This window comes from Halotolerantifilum yawarlongkerapense (genome assembly GCF_054506745.1).
Genome location: NZ_CP199719.1, coordinates 1952424 through 1969494 on the forward strand (window position 1 = coordinate 1952424; position 17071 = coordinate 1969494).

Annotated in this window: 16 protein-coding genes; 13 read left to right on the top strand and 3 right to left on the bottom strand. The window is 56.3% G+C overall.

Going from position 1 to position 17071, the window contains the following annotated elements:
- The first annotated feature begins 64 nt into the window (after nucleotides 1–64).
- From ACULM0_RS09590 to ACULM0_RS09650, 13 genes are all read left to right on the top strand, one after another.
- On the top strand, nucleotides 65–850 hold the full coding sequence (locus tag ACULM0_RS09590; RefSeq protein WP_463677327.1) for an ABC transporter ATP-binding protein: 786 nt from the start codon (nucleotides 65–67) through the stop codon (nucleotides 848–850).
- Nucleotides 840–2072, top strand: a complete 1233-nt coding sequence (locus tag ACULM0_RS09595; RefSeq protein ID WP_463677328.1) for an ABC transporter permease — start codon at nucleotides 840–842, stop codon at nucleotides 2070–2072. Before ACULM0_RS09590 ends, ACULM0_RS09595 begins: the two co-directional genes overlap by 11 nt.
- Complete coding sequence (locus tag ACULM0_RS09600) at nucleotides 2072–2599, top strand: LexA family transcriptional regulator (RefSeq protein ID WP_463677329.1); 528 nt, start codon at nucleotides 2072–2074, stop codon at nucleotides 2597–2599. Before ACULM0_RS09595 ends, ACULM0_RS09600 begins: the two co-directional genes overlap by 1 nt.
- A 96-nt stretch (nucleotides 2600–2695) precedes the next feature.
- Nucleotides 2696–3826 carry a glutamate 5-kinase gene (gene proB / locus ACULM0_RS09605; protein WP_463677330.1) on the top strand — a complete coding sequence of 377 codons (1131 nt, stop codon included), beginning with the start codon at nucleotides 2696–2698 and terminating at the stop codon, nucleotides 3824–3826.
- 1 nt (nucleotide 3827) lies between these two features.
- Nucleotides 3828–5066, top strand: coding sequence for a glutamate-5-semialdehyde dehydrogenase (locus tag ACULM0_RS09610; protein ID WP_463677331.1), 1239 nt, complete (start codon nucleotides 3828–3830; stop codon nucleotides 5064–5066).
- A complete protein-coding gene (locus ACULM0_RS09615) occupies nucleotides 5063–5485 on the top strand; it encodes a hypothetical protein (protein ID WP_463677332.1) in 423 nt (140 codons plus the stop codon). Before ACULM0_RS09610 ends, ACULM0_RS09615 begins: the two co-directional genes overlap by 4 nt.
- A gap of 31 nt (nucleotides 5486–5516) precedes the next feature.
- Entirely contained in the window at nucleotides 5517–6197 is a 681-nt protein-coding gene (locus tag ACULM0_RS09620) for a response regulator transcription factor (protein WP_463677333.1), read from the top strand.
- Nucleotides 6194–7942: a sensor histidine kinase gene (locus ACULM0_RS09625; protein WP_463677334.1), complete on the top strand. Its 1749-nt coding sequence runs from the start codon at nucleotides 6194–6196 to the stop codon at nucleotides 7940–7942. Before ACULM0_RS09620 ends, ACULM0_RS09625 begins: the two co-directional genes overlap by 4 nt.
- Before the next feature lie 92 nt (nucleotides 7943–8034).
- Nucleotides 8035–9207 (top strand): hypothetical protein, encoded by a 1173-nt coding sequence (locus tag ACULM0_RS09630; protein WP_463677335.1) that lies wholly within the window; start codon nucleotides 8035–8037, stop codon nucleotides 9205–9207.
- A complete protein-coding gene (locus ACULM0_RS09635) occupies nucleotides 9204–10400 on the top strand; it encodes a glycosyltransferase family 4 protein (RefSeq protein WP_463677336.1) in 1197 nt (398 codons plus the stop codon). The genes ACULM0_RS09630 and ACULM0_RS09635 overlap by 4 nt, the downstream gene beginning before the upstream one ends.
- Nucleotides 10401–10404: 4 nt before the next feature.
- On the top strand, nucleotides 10405–12147 hold the full coding sequence (locus ACULM0_RS09640) for a cyclic nucleotide-binding domain-containing protein (protein ID WP_463677337.1): 1743 nt from the start codon (nucleotides 10405–10407) through the stop codon (nucleotides 12145–12147).
- A gap of 25 nt (nucleotides 12148–12172) precedes the next feature.
- Nucleotides 12173–13042, top strand: coding sequence for a UTP--glucose-1-phosphate uridylyltransferase GalU (gene galU / locus ACULM0_RS09645; protein ID WP_463677338.1), 870 nt, complete (start codon nucleotides 12173–12175; stop codon nucleotides 13040–13042).
- A 37-nt stretch (nucleotides 13043–13079) separates the two neighbouring features.
- Nucleotides 13080–13949 carry a hypothetical protein gene (locus ACULM0_RS09650; RefSeq protein ID WP_463677339.1) on the top strand — a complete coding sequence of 290 codons (870 nt, stop codon included), beginning with the start codon at nucleotides 13080–13082 and terminating at the stop codon, nucleotides 13947–13949.
- A 54-nt stretch (nucleotides 13950–14003) separates the two neighbouring features.
- Here the strand turns inward: ACULM0_RS09650 and pepV are convergent, their stop codons facing one another.
- The 3 genes from pepV to ACULM0_RS09665 form a co-directional block, all read right to left on the bottom strand.
- Nucleotides 14004–15398, bottom strand: coding sequence for a dipeptidase PepV (pepV, locus tag ACULM0_RS09655; RefSeq protein ID WP_463677340.1), 1395 nt, complete (start codon nucleotides 15396–15398; stop codon nucleotides 14004–14006).
- A complete protein-coding gene (locus ACULM0_RS09660; protein WP_463677341.1) occupies nucleotides 15385–15894 on the bottom strand; it encodes a methylated-DNA--[protein]-cysteine S-methyltransferase in 510 nt (169 codons plus the stop codon). Before ACULM0_RS09660 ends, pepV begins: the two co-directional genes overlap by 14 nt.
- A 79-nt stretch (nucleotides 15895–15973) precedes the next feature.
- Nucleotides 15974–17071, bottom strand: a complete 1098-nt coding sequence (locus ACULM0_RS09665) for a 2Fe-2S iron-sulfur cluster-binding protein (protein ID WP_463677342.1) — start codon at nucleotides 17069–17071, stop codon at nucleotides 15974–15976.

Below are 17071 nucleotides of genomic sequence, written 5' to 3' on the forward strand. Positions count from 1 at the left end.
GAGGGAGGTTTTCCTTTCTTGGGAAGGAAAAATGGGCTAAACTAAAGGAAGAAGAGGTGAGGATATGATCGAAGTAAAAGAACTGCGGAAGGTATACCACCTTTCGAAGAAACAACGGTTGAAACGCGGGGGTACCGCCTCGAAACTCGTGGCCGTGAAGGGCGTTGATTTTGAGGTCCACAGCGGTGAGATTTTCGGGTTGCTCGGACCGAATGGCGCTGGGAAGACGACGACGCTCCGGTGTCTGTCCACCCTGATCCCCATGACGTCGGGGCACGCCCGGATCGATGGTCACGATGTACAGACAGAAGGGGCGGCCATCCGCGGGAAACTGGCCTTTCTTACCAACGAACTGAAGCTCGACGAACACTTCACACCCGTGGAGACCATGCAATTTTTCGGTGGGCTCTACGGATTGTCGCGTGATCAAGTGGCCGAGCGGATGTCCGTGCTTTTCTCGACCTTCGGAATCGAAGCCTTCAAGAGCCTCAAGATCGCCGAGCTCTCCACGGGAATGAAACAGAAGCTCTCCATCGCCGTGAGTCTGGTCCATGATCCCGACGTGATCATCTTCGACGAGCCGACCAATGGACTCGACATCATCACGGCCCGCCAGGTCACAGATCATCTCCTCAGCTTGAAGGAGCGGGGCAAGACCCTGATCATCTCGACCCATATCATGACGGTGGCGGAAGGCCTCTGTGACCATCTGGCGATCCTGCTCGGTGGCGAGATCGTTGCCCGCGGCACCACCGCTGAGATCATGAAAGCCGAAGAGGCGAAGAGCCTGGAGGATGCGTTTTTCTCTCTCTACCAGAAGTCCTTGGGAGGTGGCGGCGATGTTTCATAAGATCCTGTGGATCGTGCGCAAGGAGCTGAGGCGGATTTTCGGCGATCGCCGCTTGGTATTCACCACCTTTATCCTGCCCGCCCTTTCCATCGCCCTGCTCTACGGCCTCATGGGCACGATGATGCAGGGGATGTTCGATGAGCGAGAGGAGCATGTTCCGCGCGTGGTGGTGGCCGGCGCACCCGCCGACTTTGAAAGCTATGCCAACCGTCCCTTAGAAGAAGAAGAGAATCCGGTGGCGTGGACCTTCGTATCCACCGCGGCGGAGGAAGAGTACGCTTCCCTGCGGGAGGGGGAGGTGGACGCGATCCTTGTCTTCCCCTCCTCCTTTGGGAACCTTGTTGCACAGGAAGAGATCCTTCCGGATCTCTCGCTTTACCATAATGATGCGGAGGAGCTGTCCATCGATGCGGCGAATCGATTGAAACGGGAGATCTTGCCCAACTATCGCCTGCACCTTTTGACGGAGCGTCTCGGCAACCGACGGGCCGCCGAGGTGTTCACGGTCAATGCCGCCGCCGAGGACGAGGAGCGCCTGGTGGTAGACGAACAGAAGGCGGCGGGCAAAGGACTTGGTATGCTGTTCCCGCTGCTGATTAGCATCTTCCTCTTCGCCGGGGCCATGGGCATCGGGGCGGATATGATCGCCGGCGAGAAGGAGCGCCATACCATGGCGACGCTCCTGATGACACCGGTGGACCGGGAGATCATCGCCTACGGCAAACTGATCAGCCTGGGGATCATTTCGATTTTCAGTGCCTTCAGCTCCTTCGTGGGGGTCCTGGCCTCCATGCCCTTCGCCTCCGTCTTTTACTCGATGAACGGGGATGCCGTGAGCCTAGGGGCCCTGGGTTTCGGTGCCTTTCACTACGGGGCCCTGATCGTAATCCTGTGTTCCCTGGCTGGCTTATACGCTGGACTGATCTGCGTGTTGAGCCTGTTGGCCAATACGGTCAAGGAAGCCAACACCTACCTAGCACCCGTTTACATGGTGGTGCTGGTCGCTGGTTTCACGTCGGTCTACGGCACGGGCGAGGTTCCGATGTTCGCCTATGCAGTGCCCATCTACGGGAATGTCCAGGCGATCAAGGGACTCTTCACCTTTACCCTGACCCCAGCGACTCTCGGTCTCAACCTAGTGGGTTCGCTCGTGGGGATCTTCCTGCTCGCCAGGATCATGCGGACGCTGTTTAACAACGAGAACGTGATGTTTGGAGCCTGATGATGGAAATGATCCGGATACCAGCCGCAATACTAGAAGACGAGAGCCTCGATGCCAAGGAGAAGATGCTGCTCATCGTCCTGAGCACATCGGAAGGAGAAGATTCCTTTGATTCCGAAGAACTCGGGCGGCGGATGGGTGCTCCCCCCGCCGTCGTGAAGGCGACCCTGGAGAGCCTGACGGACAAGGGTTACCTCGAGGGCCAGACCAGCCGTCCTCCAGCTGGAAGGGTGCTCAAAAAAGGCAGCGCATCGGTCAAGGAGATGGTCCTCGGGCGTTTCGACGACCGCGACCAGCAGATCGAGCGGGTCATGGATCTGATCGAGGAGACGATCAACTACCGCGAGGCATCGATCATCTTGAACCTGGCCGGGGGCAATGTGGACCGTATCGAGACCCTCTACCGCCAGTCGAAGAAAAGCCAGCTCTCCGATCCCCTGGGGATGCTGATCAACGCTCTGCAGAAGAAGGAAGAACCCGCGACCCATCATCCCGAGCGTTCCCAGGCGAGCCGACTGAAAACATAGGTGGATTCGAGCCGAGCCCCGCGATTGCAAAGATCGTGGGCTTTGTGCTACACTTGACCTATTCGAAGAGACGTAGAGTGAGAGAAGGAGAAGGACATGAGCGAGAGAATGACACGTCTGGCGAGGGTCAAGCGCGTGGTGGTGAAGGTGGGGACCTCCAGCATCACGCACCCGAACGGACGCATCCATCTGTTGAAAATTGAAAAGCTGGTTCGCCAGCTGGCCGACCTATCCAACCGCGGTTATCAACCCGTTCTTGTGACCTCCGGGGCCATAGCCGCAGGCATGGGCAAGCTGGGGTTGGAGAACAGGCCGCGGACGATCCCCGAGAAGCAGGCTGCCGCGGCCGTGGGACAACTGGTCCTGACCCACCTCTATTCAAAACTGTTTTCCGAGTACGGGGTGGTCATCGGTCAAATCCTGCTCACGGGGGAAGATCTGCAGGACCGACAGCGGTTCCTCTACGCCCGCGATGCCATGATGAGTCTGATCAAGAGCGGGGTGATCCCCGTGGTCAACGAGAACGACGCCGTGAATGTCGACGAGATCAAAGTGGGCGACAACGATACCCTGAGCGCCCTGGTGGCCTCGCTCGTCGACGCAGACCTCTTGATCATCCTATCGGATGTCGACGCCCTGTACACGGCCAATCCCAGTGCGGACCCCACGGCCAGACCCCTTTACACCGTGGAGGCGATCACCGATGAGGTGATTGGCATGGCGGCGGGCGCGGGTTCAGCCTTGGGCACGGGCGGTATGGCGACGAAACTCAGCGCAGCCGAGATCGCGACACGCCAGGGCATCGACATGCTCCTGACCTCCAGCGACCAACCCGATGTGCTCTCCCGCCTGCTCGACGGTGAGGAGTTCGGCACCCTTTTTGTAGCCGATGAGGAATCGCTCTCGGCAAAGAAGCACTGGTTGGCCTTCGGCTCGCGACCCTCGGGTCATGTGGTGGTCGATGCCGGCGCCGAACGTGCCCTCTCGGCACACAAGAGCTTGCTACCCGTTGGGATCACAGAGGTGATCGGAGACTTCGGTAGAGGGGACATTATCGCCATCACGAACGGAGAGGGTGAAATGATCGGTCGCGGGATCGTGAACTACAGCGCGATCGAACTGCAGACCATCAAGGGTCGCGATTCAAAGACCAGTGAGTCTCTGCTCGAACACTGCGACTATGTAGAGGCCATACATGTGGACAACTTATCGCTGAGGAGGCGTTGATATGATGAGAGAGATGCTTTTAAAAGGAAAGGCCGCGTCGAAGGTGATGGCTCGGATGACGACAGTAGAAAAGAACGAACTGCTCCGTGCCATTGGAGAGGCCCTGGAGACACACCGCGACAGGATCAAGGAAGAGAATGAGAAGGATCTGGCGAAGGGGCGCGAATCTGGATTATCCGAAGCCATGTTGGACCGGCTCACCCTGACGGACGCGCGAATCGACGGGATGATCGAGGGGCTCGGTGTCATTCGAGATCTCAAGGATCCCGTGGGAGACATCGTGTCGGGCTTCAAAACGGGCGATGACCTACGCGTGTCCAAGGTAAGGGTGCCCATCGGGCTCATCGCCATGATCTATGAATCTAGACCCAATGTCACCGTGGATGCTGCGGCCCTCGCCCTAAAATCGGGGAACGCCATGATCCTGCGCGGTGGCAAAGAGGCCATCCACTCCAACAAGGCCCTGATGGCTGCCATCGCATCGGTGGAGACCTTGCCCGATGGAGCCGTGCAACTGGTGGCCTCGACGGATCGAGAGTTGGTGCGCGATCTGGTGACTGCGGATGATCTGCTCGATGTGATCATCCCTAGGGGAGGCAAGGGCTTGAAAAATGCGATCACGAACATGGCCACTGTTCCCGTGATCATGACGGGCATGGGCCTCTGCCATCTCTTTGTCGATGCAACGGCCAACGTGGAAGAGGCCGTCGCCATCGCGATCAATGCCAAGGTACAGCGGCCCGGCGTATGCAACGCGATCGAAACGCTACTGGTCCACGAAGGGATCGCCCCCTCCTTCCTGCCACGCGTGGCCTCGGCCATGAAGGCCGAAGGTGTAGAGATGACGGGCTGTGAGAAGAGCCGTCGTCACACCGGTGATGTGGTGATGGAAGCGGCGGACGAGCACACCTACGATACGGAGTACCTGGCCCTGGGGCTCTCCATCAAGGTGGTGTCTTCCGTGGAAGAAGCCATCGCCCACATCGACCGTCACGGGACCAAGCATTCGGAGTCCATCCTGACCCGCGATGTGAAGTCGGCCGATCGGTTTCTCAATGAAGTGGATGCCTCCACGGTGTACGTGAATGCTTCCACCCGCTTCACCGACGGTGGCGTCTTCGGCATGGGCGGAGAGATCGGGATCAGCACCCAGAAGCTCCATGCCCGTGGACCCATGGGTCTCGAGGCCCTGACCACCACCAAGTACCAGGTCCGGGGTAACGGCCAGATTAGAAAATGATCCGGCACGTCCTCCTGTTTATGGTGCTGGTGCTCGCCGCTGGTTGTACAGCGGGACCGGCGCCCGTACGCACCGGTGGACCACCGCCTCTTGAAGAGGAAACCGTCGTCGTCCTCGATGCAGAGGAGGAAGAGGAGATCCTTCTGAGGATCCGCGACCGCCTCAGGGTGTATGATGTGGAGGAAGTCGCCAGGGCCGTCGATGGGGCCTTGGCCGGCAAGGAGCCGACGGAAGAAGCCTTGGTCCTAGCGATCGAGGGCTACCTCGCCGAGCGCAAGCAACGATTGATCCGTGAAATGACGGATGCGCAGCCAGGGGCCTTCACGGAGGAAGAACTGTCCGAGCACATCGGAGGTGCCTTAGAAGAGCGCCTCTTCCCGGTGATCTTGGCCATGGAAAAGAAACGACTCGGATTGTAGTGAGCGCGTGAGCGCATGAGGAGAGGATAGTTTGAAAACCATTTTGATCGTAGAAGACGAAAGACGCATGCGGGAGATCCTCATCGCTTACTTTGAAAAAGAGGACTTTCGCGTATTCGAGGCAGAGGATGGCGAGGAGGCCCTCGAGCTCTTCGAGACGGAAAAGATCGACCTGATCCTCCTCGACATCATGATGCCCAAGATCGATGGATACCAAGTGGCGGAGAGTATACGGAAGCGGTCGGATGTGCCCATGATCATGATCACGGCCAAATCGGAAGAAGCCGACAAGATCCAGGGCTTCCGACTGGGTGTGGACGACTACGTGACGAAACCCTTCAGCCCAAAGGTCCTCGTGGCAAAATCCATCAATCTGCTCAAGCGCGTGGAAGGGACCATCGGTTCGAAGGAAGGGACATTGACCCTCGGTCGTGTGTCCGTGAATACCATCAGCTTCGAGGTCCAGGTGGATGGAAAGCCTGTCACCCTGGCGCCCAAGGAGTACGAACTGCTCCTCTATTTGATGCGGAACAAGAACAAGGTACTCTCGCGGGACATGATCTTGAATCACGTCTGGGGCTTCGACTATTACGGAGACCTGCGGACGGTGGACACCCACATCAAGAAGCTACGCAAGAAGATGGGGGATGCCTCGGACTACATCAAGACCGTGATCCGCGCGGGGTATAAGTTCGAGGTCGATGAGGGATGAAAAACCGAGGCATCGTCCTCAAGCTCTTCCTCCTGACCGCCAGTTTCTTCGTCCTCTTCATCTGGGCCGTCCTCTACTTCCAGACCTCGTTTTTCGAGGATTTTTATCTCAACGATAAACTGGAGAAGCTAACGGAGAGCACGAGGGAGTTCGGTCAACTCTACGCAAGGAGCAGCTGGGACGAGAAGGCGCTGGGACAGAACGTCGATCTTTTCGGTCAGACCAATAATGCGCAGATGGGCATCGTCGATGAGAATGGCAATTTGATCAGTGAGAAGGAGTACAGCCTGATCATCGAGGATGGGGCAGGGCGTCTTTTCAAGATCCATCTCAACTATCTGCTGGCGGAAGAAGACTACCTTTCCCGCTCCCTGCGTTACGGTGATACGGTACGCGCCCAGGGGTTTTCGTGGAATGCCCCCTTCGAAGATTTCAGTCCGATGGCCCTGTGGGTCTCGGGGGAGAGGTGGTTTGACTACACCGGACAGCTCGAGGGAGCCATCACCCTAGATCAGATCGAGGGGAGGATCATCGGTTACGCCCTTCCTTCCGAGGAAGAGCTGATCGTCGGACTCGAGACCCAGGCGCTCTGGGCGGCCATCGACTACTGGTTCTTGAACGAACAGAGGGAGCTCGCGGCGGGCGAGACTGTGGATTTTTCCTTTAAGAACCCCATCAGTGGGGTGGAGAATGTGGCCTTGATACGGCCGGTGCTCACGGAAGGAAAGACCCACTATCTCTTCGTAGTGGCTTCGCAACAGCCGATCTACGAATCCATCGAAGTGCTCCGGTCTTACTATGCCTACGTCTTGGTGGCGGCCATTTTGATGGTGCTGATCCTGAGCCTCCTCTACTCCTTTATGATCAGTCGGCCGCTGGTGCGGATCAATCGCGCCGCGAAAAAAATGGCCCGCCTGGACTTCTCGGAGAACCTGCCCGTGGGCTCTCAAGATGAGATCGGCTCCCTTTCCCTCAGTCTCAATACACTGTCGCGCAATTTACAGCGCAGCCTCGAGGAACAACGGGCGGCCAACAGCAGGCTCAGGGCGGATATCGAGCGAGAGCGGGAGTCAGAGAAACAACGGACGGCCTTTATCAGCGCCGTTTCCCACGAGCTGAAGACGCCCCTGGGTATCATCCAGGGCTATGCCGAGGGCATCAAAGATGGCATAGCCGACCATCCCAACGACTACGCAGAGATCATCATCGATGAGGTGACCAAGATCGATCGCCTCGTGCAGGATATGCTGGAGCTTTCGCGTATCCAAATGGAAACGGCGGATCTGGAGTTTTCCTCCTTTGATCTGAGCGAAATGCTCGATGAGGTCGCCGGACGCTTTGGCTACCTGATGCGTGAGAAAGACCTAGCCTTCCACAGCGAGGGGGAGAGCCCCACACCTGTGCGCGCCGACCGACGGCGTATGGAACAGGTGCTCACGAATCTCCTGTCCAACGCCATCCGCTACAGTCCGGAGGGTGGGGAGATATGGGTCTCCCTGCAAGAGTCAGAGGACCGGGTGTTCCTTGACATCGAGAACACGACCTCTGCCGTTCCCGAGGAAAAACTACCGCGACTCTTCGATCAGTTCTATCGTCTCGATGAGTCCCGGAACAAGGCACAGGGGGGGACGGGCCTCGGTCTGGCCATCGTGAAAGATATCCTAGAAAGACACGCCTTCGATTATGGTGTGAAAAATACCGAGCGCGGTTTGCTCTTCTACGTCTCATTACCCAAACGGGTGTGATGAGGGGTAGGGGGCTTTTTTTTATGTTAAGTATGTGACCTTCAAGGGTAAATATCATAAGAACACGGTTGAAGGGAGGGAGGTGATTTCGCTTGAAGACAGCCATCGGCATCATCACACGTCATGTGCACAAGGGCATTACCATCGATAAGTTCATTTCCAATGCCCAGAAGTACGGGCACGAGATCGATGCCATCATCATTGCTTATCAAGACAAGATCGATTGGGACTACATTCATTTTTTAGAGCGACTGACCAGCGTGCATCTGATTAAGGTCTCGGAAAAGAGTGGACTCTGTGAAGAGCTGATGACACTCGGGGTCCATCGAGACCACATCCATTCTCTCTTGAAATGCGATGAGGTGGACCCCAAGCGGATCATGCCCTATGGGAAAAACCGGAACAATGTCCTCATGAAGGCCATGTTGCTCGGTATGGATGTATTGTTCTTCGTGGATACAGATGTTTACCCCGAACTGATCCTCAAGAAAGGACCGGGGTACATTCGCGAGGAAATCGACTACATCGGGGAACACCTGCGCTACCTCGAAGATGAAGAGATTGCCGTGACCACCAGCGATTACTCCGGTTACTACATCATCCCGCCCATGTTGTTCCCGGGGATGGCCGACCTGCTCAAGGGCCTTCAGAAGGAGAGCACTGTCTCGTTCATGCTGAAAAGCCACGAGCACAAGGGATTCAGCTACCAGTCGCTTCCCCGGGCGCCCGTTTACACCGATAAGATCCTGGGTGGTAACGTGGCGCTCAAGCTAGCGCCCTTCCATCACCTCATGCCCTTTTTTTCCTCTACCTATACATTTGGAGAGGAAACCTTCCTCACGCGGGGAGAGGATACGCTCATGGGCATGGAACTGAAGAACTCGAAGCAGTACAAAGCGATGGACATCGATCTGAAGATTTTCCACAACACCTACGGTGATTACCCGCTGGTACCGAACATCGTGGAAAACCGACACGTGAGAAGGCGTTTTTTCTACGCCTGTATGGGGTGGATCGGACGGAATCCTTTTTTGAATTGGTTGCACCGCAGGGATCTCGATGCACTGCATCGTGAACAGCGGATAGCACTGGTGAAAGGTTCTCGGGCTCTTTTCGACTACCTGAAAGACGATCGATTCCTGGCCCTGCCGGAGGCCCTAGACGCCTCCTATGAACAGAGCGATCGTTACGTGGAAGAATATAAAAAGCAGAGTATAGCCTGGCGTGCGTTTATCGAGAAACTAGAAGAAAGGAGCAGCCTATGAGGATTCTTATCGTCAATCATTTCCCCCTGGAGGGATCGGGCAGTGGCATCTACACCCAGAACCTGGCCCGTGAACTGGCAGAGCGGGGTAACGAGGTGAAGGTGATTTTTCCCGATCATAGCGAGCAGTCCTTCCCGGGCTTTTCCTCGCGCGTGATCCTGTTCAAGGGTCCGGAGACGAAAGAACCGGATCTAGACTTCAATTTCCCATGTTTCACCTCTCATCCGAAATCAAACGAAACCTTCTACAATTTGACCGATGAACAGATGAAAGCTTACATCGACACTTTTGTGCAGGTGACGAAGGAGGAAGCGGAAAGTTTTCAACCCGATGTGATCCATGCCCAGCACCTTTGGATCACGCCTTACGCGGCCCTGCAGACGGGCATCCCCTATGTGATCACGGCCCACGGGACGGATCTCAAGGGATTCGTCAAGGATGAGCGCTACCATCCCTATGCCCTCGAGGCAGCTGCGGGTGCAGGGCGGATCATCACGATTTCGAAACAGGTGGATGAAGAGGTCCATCGCCTGTACGGGACCGATCGAAGGAAGCAGGAGCTGATCCTCAACGGTTACAATGAAGAGCTTTTCAAGGTGCTCGATCTCACGACACCCGAGCTCATGGAGAAACTGGGTCTCGCGGAACCGACGAACTACACCATTTCCTTTGCCGGTAAGTTCACGGATTTCAAGGGGATCGATGTCTTGCTCCGAGCCTACGCCATCGTGGAGAAGAAATTGGCCAGCACCCGCCTGGTATTGGCCGGTCACGGCGACCTCTATGGAGACCTGCTGGCCCTGAGGGATTCGCTGGGGCTCGACCGAGTGACCTTTCTCGGCCATGTGGACCAGAAGACCCTGGTCTACCTTTACAACCTGGCGGACGTCTCCTGTGTCCCCTCCCGCTCGGAACCCTTCGGTCTGGTGGCCATCGAGGCCCTGGCCTGCGGGACGCCGGTGGTGGGGACGAATCAAGGTGGTCTACCGGATTTCATCACCCCGGAAGTGGGACATCTGGTCCCCGTGGAAGACCACGAGGCCCTGGCCGATGCTATCCTAGAAGAACTGACCCATCCGGAGAAGGCAAAGCGGGATGCAGTCTGTGCGGCTTACGCCCTGGCTTCTTTCAGCTGGAAGCACGCCATTGCTTCGGTAGAAGATTTGTATCGAAAGATCATGAAGAGAGGTTGATCCTATGAATATTTCAGTTGTCATTCCTACTTACTGGTCCCGAAGAAAAGGAGAACCCCATCAGGAAACGGATGCGGTGTACGATCACCCAACGCCGCTCGATAGCGAGTCGACGCTCGGTCGTACGCTGGAGAGTATGAAGAAACTGGACAACAAGAACTTCAAACTGATTATACCCCTTTGTCCCACCACGGAGGAGATCGAGGAGGAGGCAGAAGAACGGGTGCGGGCCATTATCGATGAGGTCGGGCTCGACATCGACACCTATCTTTTCACCCCGCAGAATCTCAGGGAAATCAAGTCCTGCCTAGAGGAGGCAGGCCTTGGTGAAGAGGTGACGGATTTTCTGAGCATCAAAGGATATTCCAATGTTCGTAACATCTGTCTGTTCTCCTCCTACATCCTGTCCTCAGAAGTCACGATTCTGATCGATGATGACGAGGTTTTCGAAAAATCCGCGTGGATCGATATGGCCGTGGAATTCATCGGCAAACGCATGTACGGCAAAACGATCTACGCCATGGCGGGCTACTACCTCAACAAGTACGATGAGTTTTACGACGACGTGGATATCGTGCCCTGGATGACCTATTGGGACCGGTTCGGCTCTAAGACCAAGGCCTTCGATAAGATCATCGCCAGTGAACCGCGGATCAAGATCACCCCCTTCGCCTTCGGCGGGGCCATGGTGATGCACAAGAACCTCTTCAAGCAGGTGCCCTTCGATCCGGAGGTGAGGCGCGGGGAGGATATCGACTACCTGATCAATGCCAAGATGTTCGGTTATGATTTCTTCTTGGACAACCAGCTGAGCATCAAGCACCTCCCTCCCAAGAAATCACACCCCGTGTGGAAGCGCTTCAGGGAGGATATCTACCGCTTCCTTTACGAGCGGGAGAAAATCCAAACACAGGTTGAGGTGAGCAACATGCACGAGGTAGAGGCATCGGATTTCAACCCTTACCCCGGAGATTTCCTCACCGATGGACTAGAGGATATGATTTACAAGACAAATGTCCTCCTGTCCATGGAGTATCTTTCTGAGGGGGAGGTCGAGTCCGCCAGGGAGAGTATCCGCAACATCTACCTGTCGAAATACGAAGCCCTACCCAAATTCAACGTCTTCGATGCCTACTGCAAAAAACAGAAGAAGTGGGAGAAAATCATCGATAGGACCCGCCAGGAACGCTCCTGTGTCCGCAAGATCATGGAGTCAAACAACCTGTCCAAGATCGCCCACCATCCGGACAACGGTGAATACGAAGGCATGAGCCTTGAGAAAATCAAAGACTGCCTGTGCCGCATTTCTGAATTCGATGCCTTTGAGCCCGATGAACTCGATCGACTGGGTGAAATCTTCCACGCGGCAGGATACAAGGAGAACGACTGTCTGTTCAAAGACGGTGAAGAGAATCTCCGCTTCTTCGTCGTCCTACACGGTTGCGTGCGCATCGTGGAATTCACGCGCGAGAACGAAGAGATCCAGCTGGCTAAGATCTGCTCTAACGGTGTCATCGGGGAGACCTTCCTGCTCAAGGACCGTTACAACACGACGGCGATCGCCGATGAGTTCGTCGAGGTGATCTGGGCCTCGAAAGAAGATCTCCAGGCCCTGATCAAGAAGGATGATCCGGTGGGCAAGAAACTGATCTACATGTTCCTGGATCGACTGTATTACAAACTCAAATCAAGCAATCAACTGCACAAGGAAATGGAATCGAGAGCTGAAGATATTTCCAATATGTAGTACAATGGGGAGAAAGGAGGTTGTTATGAAAAAAGTCAGAAAAGCCATTATTCCAGCCGCCGGGCTCGGAACGCGTTTCCTCCCGGCCACCAAAGCGCAACCCAAGGAAATGCTCCCCATCGTCGACAAACCCACGATCCAATACATCGTGGAGGAAGCGTTGGCATCGGGCATCGAGCAGATTCTGATTATCATAGGACGCAACAAGGAATCGATCGCCGATCATTTCGACCGTACCCCCGAGCTCGATAGTAACCTCGAGAGCAAGGGAAAGGACGAGCTCCTCGCCATCAGCCGATCGCTGAGCGAGATGGTGGATCTACACTTTGTCCGTCAGAAAGAAGCAAAGGGGCTCGGTCACGCCGTCCTCTGCGCCAAGCAGTTCGTGGGTGATGAGCCCTTCGCGGTGATGCTCGGGGATGATATCGTCTACAACGACGAGAAACCTTGCCTCGGCCAGTTGATCGCGGTCTACGAGCGCGAAGAGGCCAGTGTACTGGGCGTCCAGCGCGTGGAACGTGCCGATGTGTCGAAGTACGGGATCATCGATGGAGACAAGCTGGCCGACCGCCTCTTCACCGTCAGGGATATGGTGGAGAAACCACCCGTGGATGCGGCGCCGAGCCAAGAGGCCGTTCTGGGAAGGTACGTCCTCTCGCCTGCGATTTTCGAAGAGATCGAGAAGACACCACGTGGGGTAGGCGGAGAGATCCAACTGACCGATGCACTCTGTTCGCTGGCCAAGAAAGAAAGGATGCTCGCCTATGATTTTGAAGGCATGCGTTACGATGCCGGCGATAAGTTGGGTTTTCTGAAGGCCACGGTGGAGTACGCACTTCGTCACGATGAGGTAGCCGATAGCTTCAGAGCATATTTGAAGTCACTCGAGCTGTAGAGAATCGCGTGATAACGACGCATGAGGGGGGAGCGCGGTGATCGACCGGCGGTATTTTGAAGAGTACGACCGATTGATGAGACATTGGCACGGGGGAATCGATGAAACGATTATTGCCGAGCTGTGTATGCGGTGCGAAAGCTATCCGGAGGCCTATTTTGCCACGCATCTTGATCTGATCCTGGCTTTGATCGAAATGGGCGATCTCGAGGATGCCCGGGGGTTGATCCTTCGGTTGGCAGAGAAGGGTTACTGGCTGGACCGCGATTGGATCACAAAACACCTTGCCCTCGACGACCAGATCCTTGCTCTCCTGTCGCGCAACCGCAACTGCGATCCGGATGATCCGCAAGCGATGCTACTGCTCAAGAGAGCCGCTCATCCGACGGATCAGTTGGCCGTGGTCCTACACGGTTGGGGCCAAACGCCCGGGTTGATGCAGTACCACCTGGAGGCTCCCGAGCTCACGAAGGATTACGATCGCCTCTATCTGCGGTCTTCGGATAGGCTTGGTTCGGAACTCTACCACTGGCCGGAAGGTGGAGAGACCACCCGGAGAATCACGGCACTCATTGAGAAGGTGATCCGTGACTACCGTGAGGTCTTGTTCATCGGCTTCGGACAAGGTGGTGGCCTTGCCATGAACATGAGTCTCGCGGGAGATCATCCCGGCGCGCGCTTCCTGGCCATTGCTCCGACGATTCCCCTCTTGGAATCGGTCGCGCCCGCGGAGAAAGAAAGCCTGCTGATCTCCGGTGGTGAGGATCCGCTTCAACTCGCACATGAAATGATGGTGCAGCGATTGAAGGCCTCGGGTGTCCCTTTGAACCATGAGCTGGTACCGGAGATGGGCCATCACTTCCCCGAGGGGATGGAAAAAATCCTGCGGGAGATGCTCCTGCGATAAACAAACAGAGCCCCCGTTCTCATCTTAAGATGAGAACGGGGGCTCTGTTCTTTATCAGACGGATTTTCCCAGGCGATAGAGTGCTTCTGCATAGATACGGGTGATACGCTCGAGGTCCTTCAGACTGATGCGTTCATCGGGCTGATGGGCGAGCTCTTCCTGGCCGGGAAAAAGGGGGCCGAAGGCCACCGCGTTCTCCAGTGCCCTGGCGTAGGTACCACCGCCGATGGTGATGGGTGACAGGCGTTCCCCTGTGATATCGGCGTACACATCGGTGAGGGTGGTGATCAGCGGATGGTCCTTTTCGAAAGAAATCGGTCCGTGGTCATTGATTTTCTCCAGGTGAAAACCCCAAGGCTCCAGCGAGGAGCGGATACCATCGAGGACGGTGGTGCTATCGTGGGCAATGGGGTAGCGGATGTTGATCACCAGGCGTCCTTCCTTTTCATCGAGGTGGACGGTACCCACGTTGAAGATCAGTTTGCCCGATGCTTCATCCTCGAGGGCACATCCGATGCGTTCACCGTGGAGGTCGCTACCGATGTGGTGTTCGTAAGTGCGGACAAAGCCCGAGCGATCGCCGATTTTCAGATCGATCAGCGTGAGAAAACCCATCAGGTCGCTGATGGCGTTGCGCCCGAGATGAGGTGTGGAGCCGTGGGCGGATTTCCCAGTGGCCGTGAGGAGGACAGTGTCCCCCTCCTCCTCGATCTGGATCTTGGCCCCCGTCTCATCGAGATAAGCCTTCAGGATGTGATCAATCGGTTTCGTGCATTTCAAACGGGCCTCGGCGTGGTCGGGAACCATGTTCGGGCGGTTCCCTCCCTCGATGGAGAGGAGCGCGATACCACCGTCGTCTAGCTCGGAGGTGATGGGCTTCACCAGATCGAAGACCAAGATGCCCATCTCGCCGTAGATCACGGGGAAATCAGCGTCCGGTGTGAAGGCCACATCGGGGGCCTTTTCCCGGTCCAGGTAGTACTTGATACCTCCCCAACCGGTCTCCTCGTTGGTCCCCAAGATCAGTCGAATTTTTTTCTTCGGTTCGAAGCCACTTTCCTTGAGCGCCTTCATGGCGAAGAGCGAGGCCATGGCAGGTCCCTTGTCATCCAGAGTACCGCGCCCGTAGAGATGACCATCCTTCACTTCACCGGCGTAGGGTGGGACGGTCCAACCATCACCCGCGGGCACAACGTCGAGGTGGGCCAAGATCCCGACGATCTCGTCACCCTCCCCAAAGTCGATATGGCCGGCCTGTCCGTCGACGTTCTTCACCTGAAAACCCATGCTCTCGCCAAGAGCCAGAAAGTGTTGCAGGCAGTCGGCCACTGCCTGTCCGTAGGGGGTGTTGGGATCGTTGAGATCCTCCACGCTCTCGTAGCGGAGGATGGCTGCGGTTTCTTCGACGAGACGATCGAAGTCGTCTCGGATGATCTTATCGTAAGTCAAGTTTGTGATCTCCTTTCATTTTCAGTCCCTCGTGGCGGAGGAGTTTGGCCTTGAGCGCGATACCGCCCTCGGCAGAAAACCCCGTGAGCTCACCGGTGCGTCCGACGATCCGGTGGCACGGGATGAAGAGGGGAAGGGGGTTCTTCCCCAGCGCACCGCCCACGGCCCGCGAGGCCCTGGGTTTCCCCAGCCTTTCGGCCAACTGGCCATAGGTCGTATGGGTACCGAAGCCAACCGCCGATGCAGCGGACCAGACGGCCTTCTGAAAGGCAGTGCCCTCAGGGGCCAGGGGTGGTGCCGCGGGGGTTGTCCCCTTTTCGTAGGCGGCGATCCAAGCGACCTCCGGTTCAAAATCACCGGTAGCTTCCGAGGCGCCCAGTGTGTCGATGGCCAGGCGATAGGGCGTTTCATCGAACCACGTGGCCACGAGCCCTTCTTTTGATTTGATCAGGTAGAAGGGCGCGTCCAGCAGTCGGGTTTCGTAAGCGTAGTACATAGGCTTCCTCCTCTTGTTGTGTGGTACCTCCATTATACGTTAGCGCCGGCCAAAAAAGAAGGACCCCTCAAAGGGTCCATCAATCGAAACTATCGTAAAAAATCCTATCCTCCGGTACACCCTTCTCTTTGAGGAGTGGGATGACCGCGTCAATCATGAGGGGTGAGCCACAGAGGTAGGCATCCTTGTCGGCTCCCTCCTCGAGGTATTTCTCGATCAGATCCGTCACGCGCCCCTCGTCGCCGGACCAGTCGCAGGATTCGGTGGGGCGTGAGAGGCAGAAGCGATAGGTGAGGTTGGGGAGTTTTTCCTGAATAGATTCCAGTTTTTCCATCTCATAGAGATCCGGTCTCGTCCGGGCACCGAAGTAGAAGGTGGCCTTGCGGTCGATATTGTTCTCCGCCATGTACTGCAGGATGCTCATGATGGGCGCAAGGCCCGTCCCGATGGCGACGAGTATCATCTCCCGGTCGCCCTCGCGGTAGAAGAAATCGCCGAAGGGACCCACGACGGAGAGGGCATCCCCCTCTTGAAGGTGCTTGTGTACGTAGGTCGTTGCGATACCACCGGTGTAGCCGACGTAGAGTTCCACGGCCCGGTCGTCCGTTGGCGATGAGGCGATGGAATAGGCGCGGTAGATCTCTTCATCCTGATCGTCGTACTCGGGGACCAGGATCTGCACATATTGGCCCGGTTTGAAATTGATGCGGGCCTCCTCCGGTAGTTCGAGTCGAAGGTGTTTGATCTTATCGGTAACGTCCTTGGAAAAAGCGACGCGGTAGTCGTATTGCTTGACGTTGAAGAGTTCCTCGGGGATCTCGATGGCGAGGTCTTCCTTCACCTTGCACTGGCAGGAAAGACGGATGCCCTCGGCTCGTTCTTCTTCTGTTACGTATCCGATTTCGGTGGGGAGAATCTCACCACCACCTTCGAGGACCTTGACCTTACAGTAGCCACAGCTTCCTTTGCCACCACAGGCGGAGGGGATGAAAATCTCTTCTGTGGTGAGTGCGGAGAGTAGCGTGTCGCCACCCTCCACGGTGATTTCTTTATCGTTGTTGATGAGAATCTGTTTCTCGCCGTAGTTCGCGATGGTGCGATTGGCCACGGAGAGCAGAAGGGCCAGGGTACCCGATATTCCGGAGAGGGCTGCGACGGTCGTGAATATTTCGTTCAA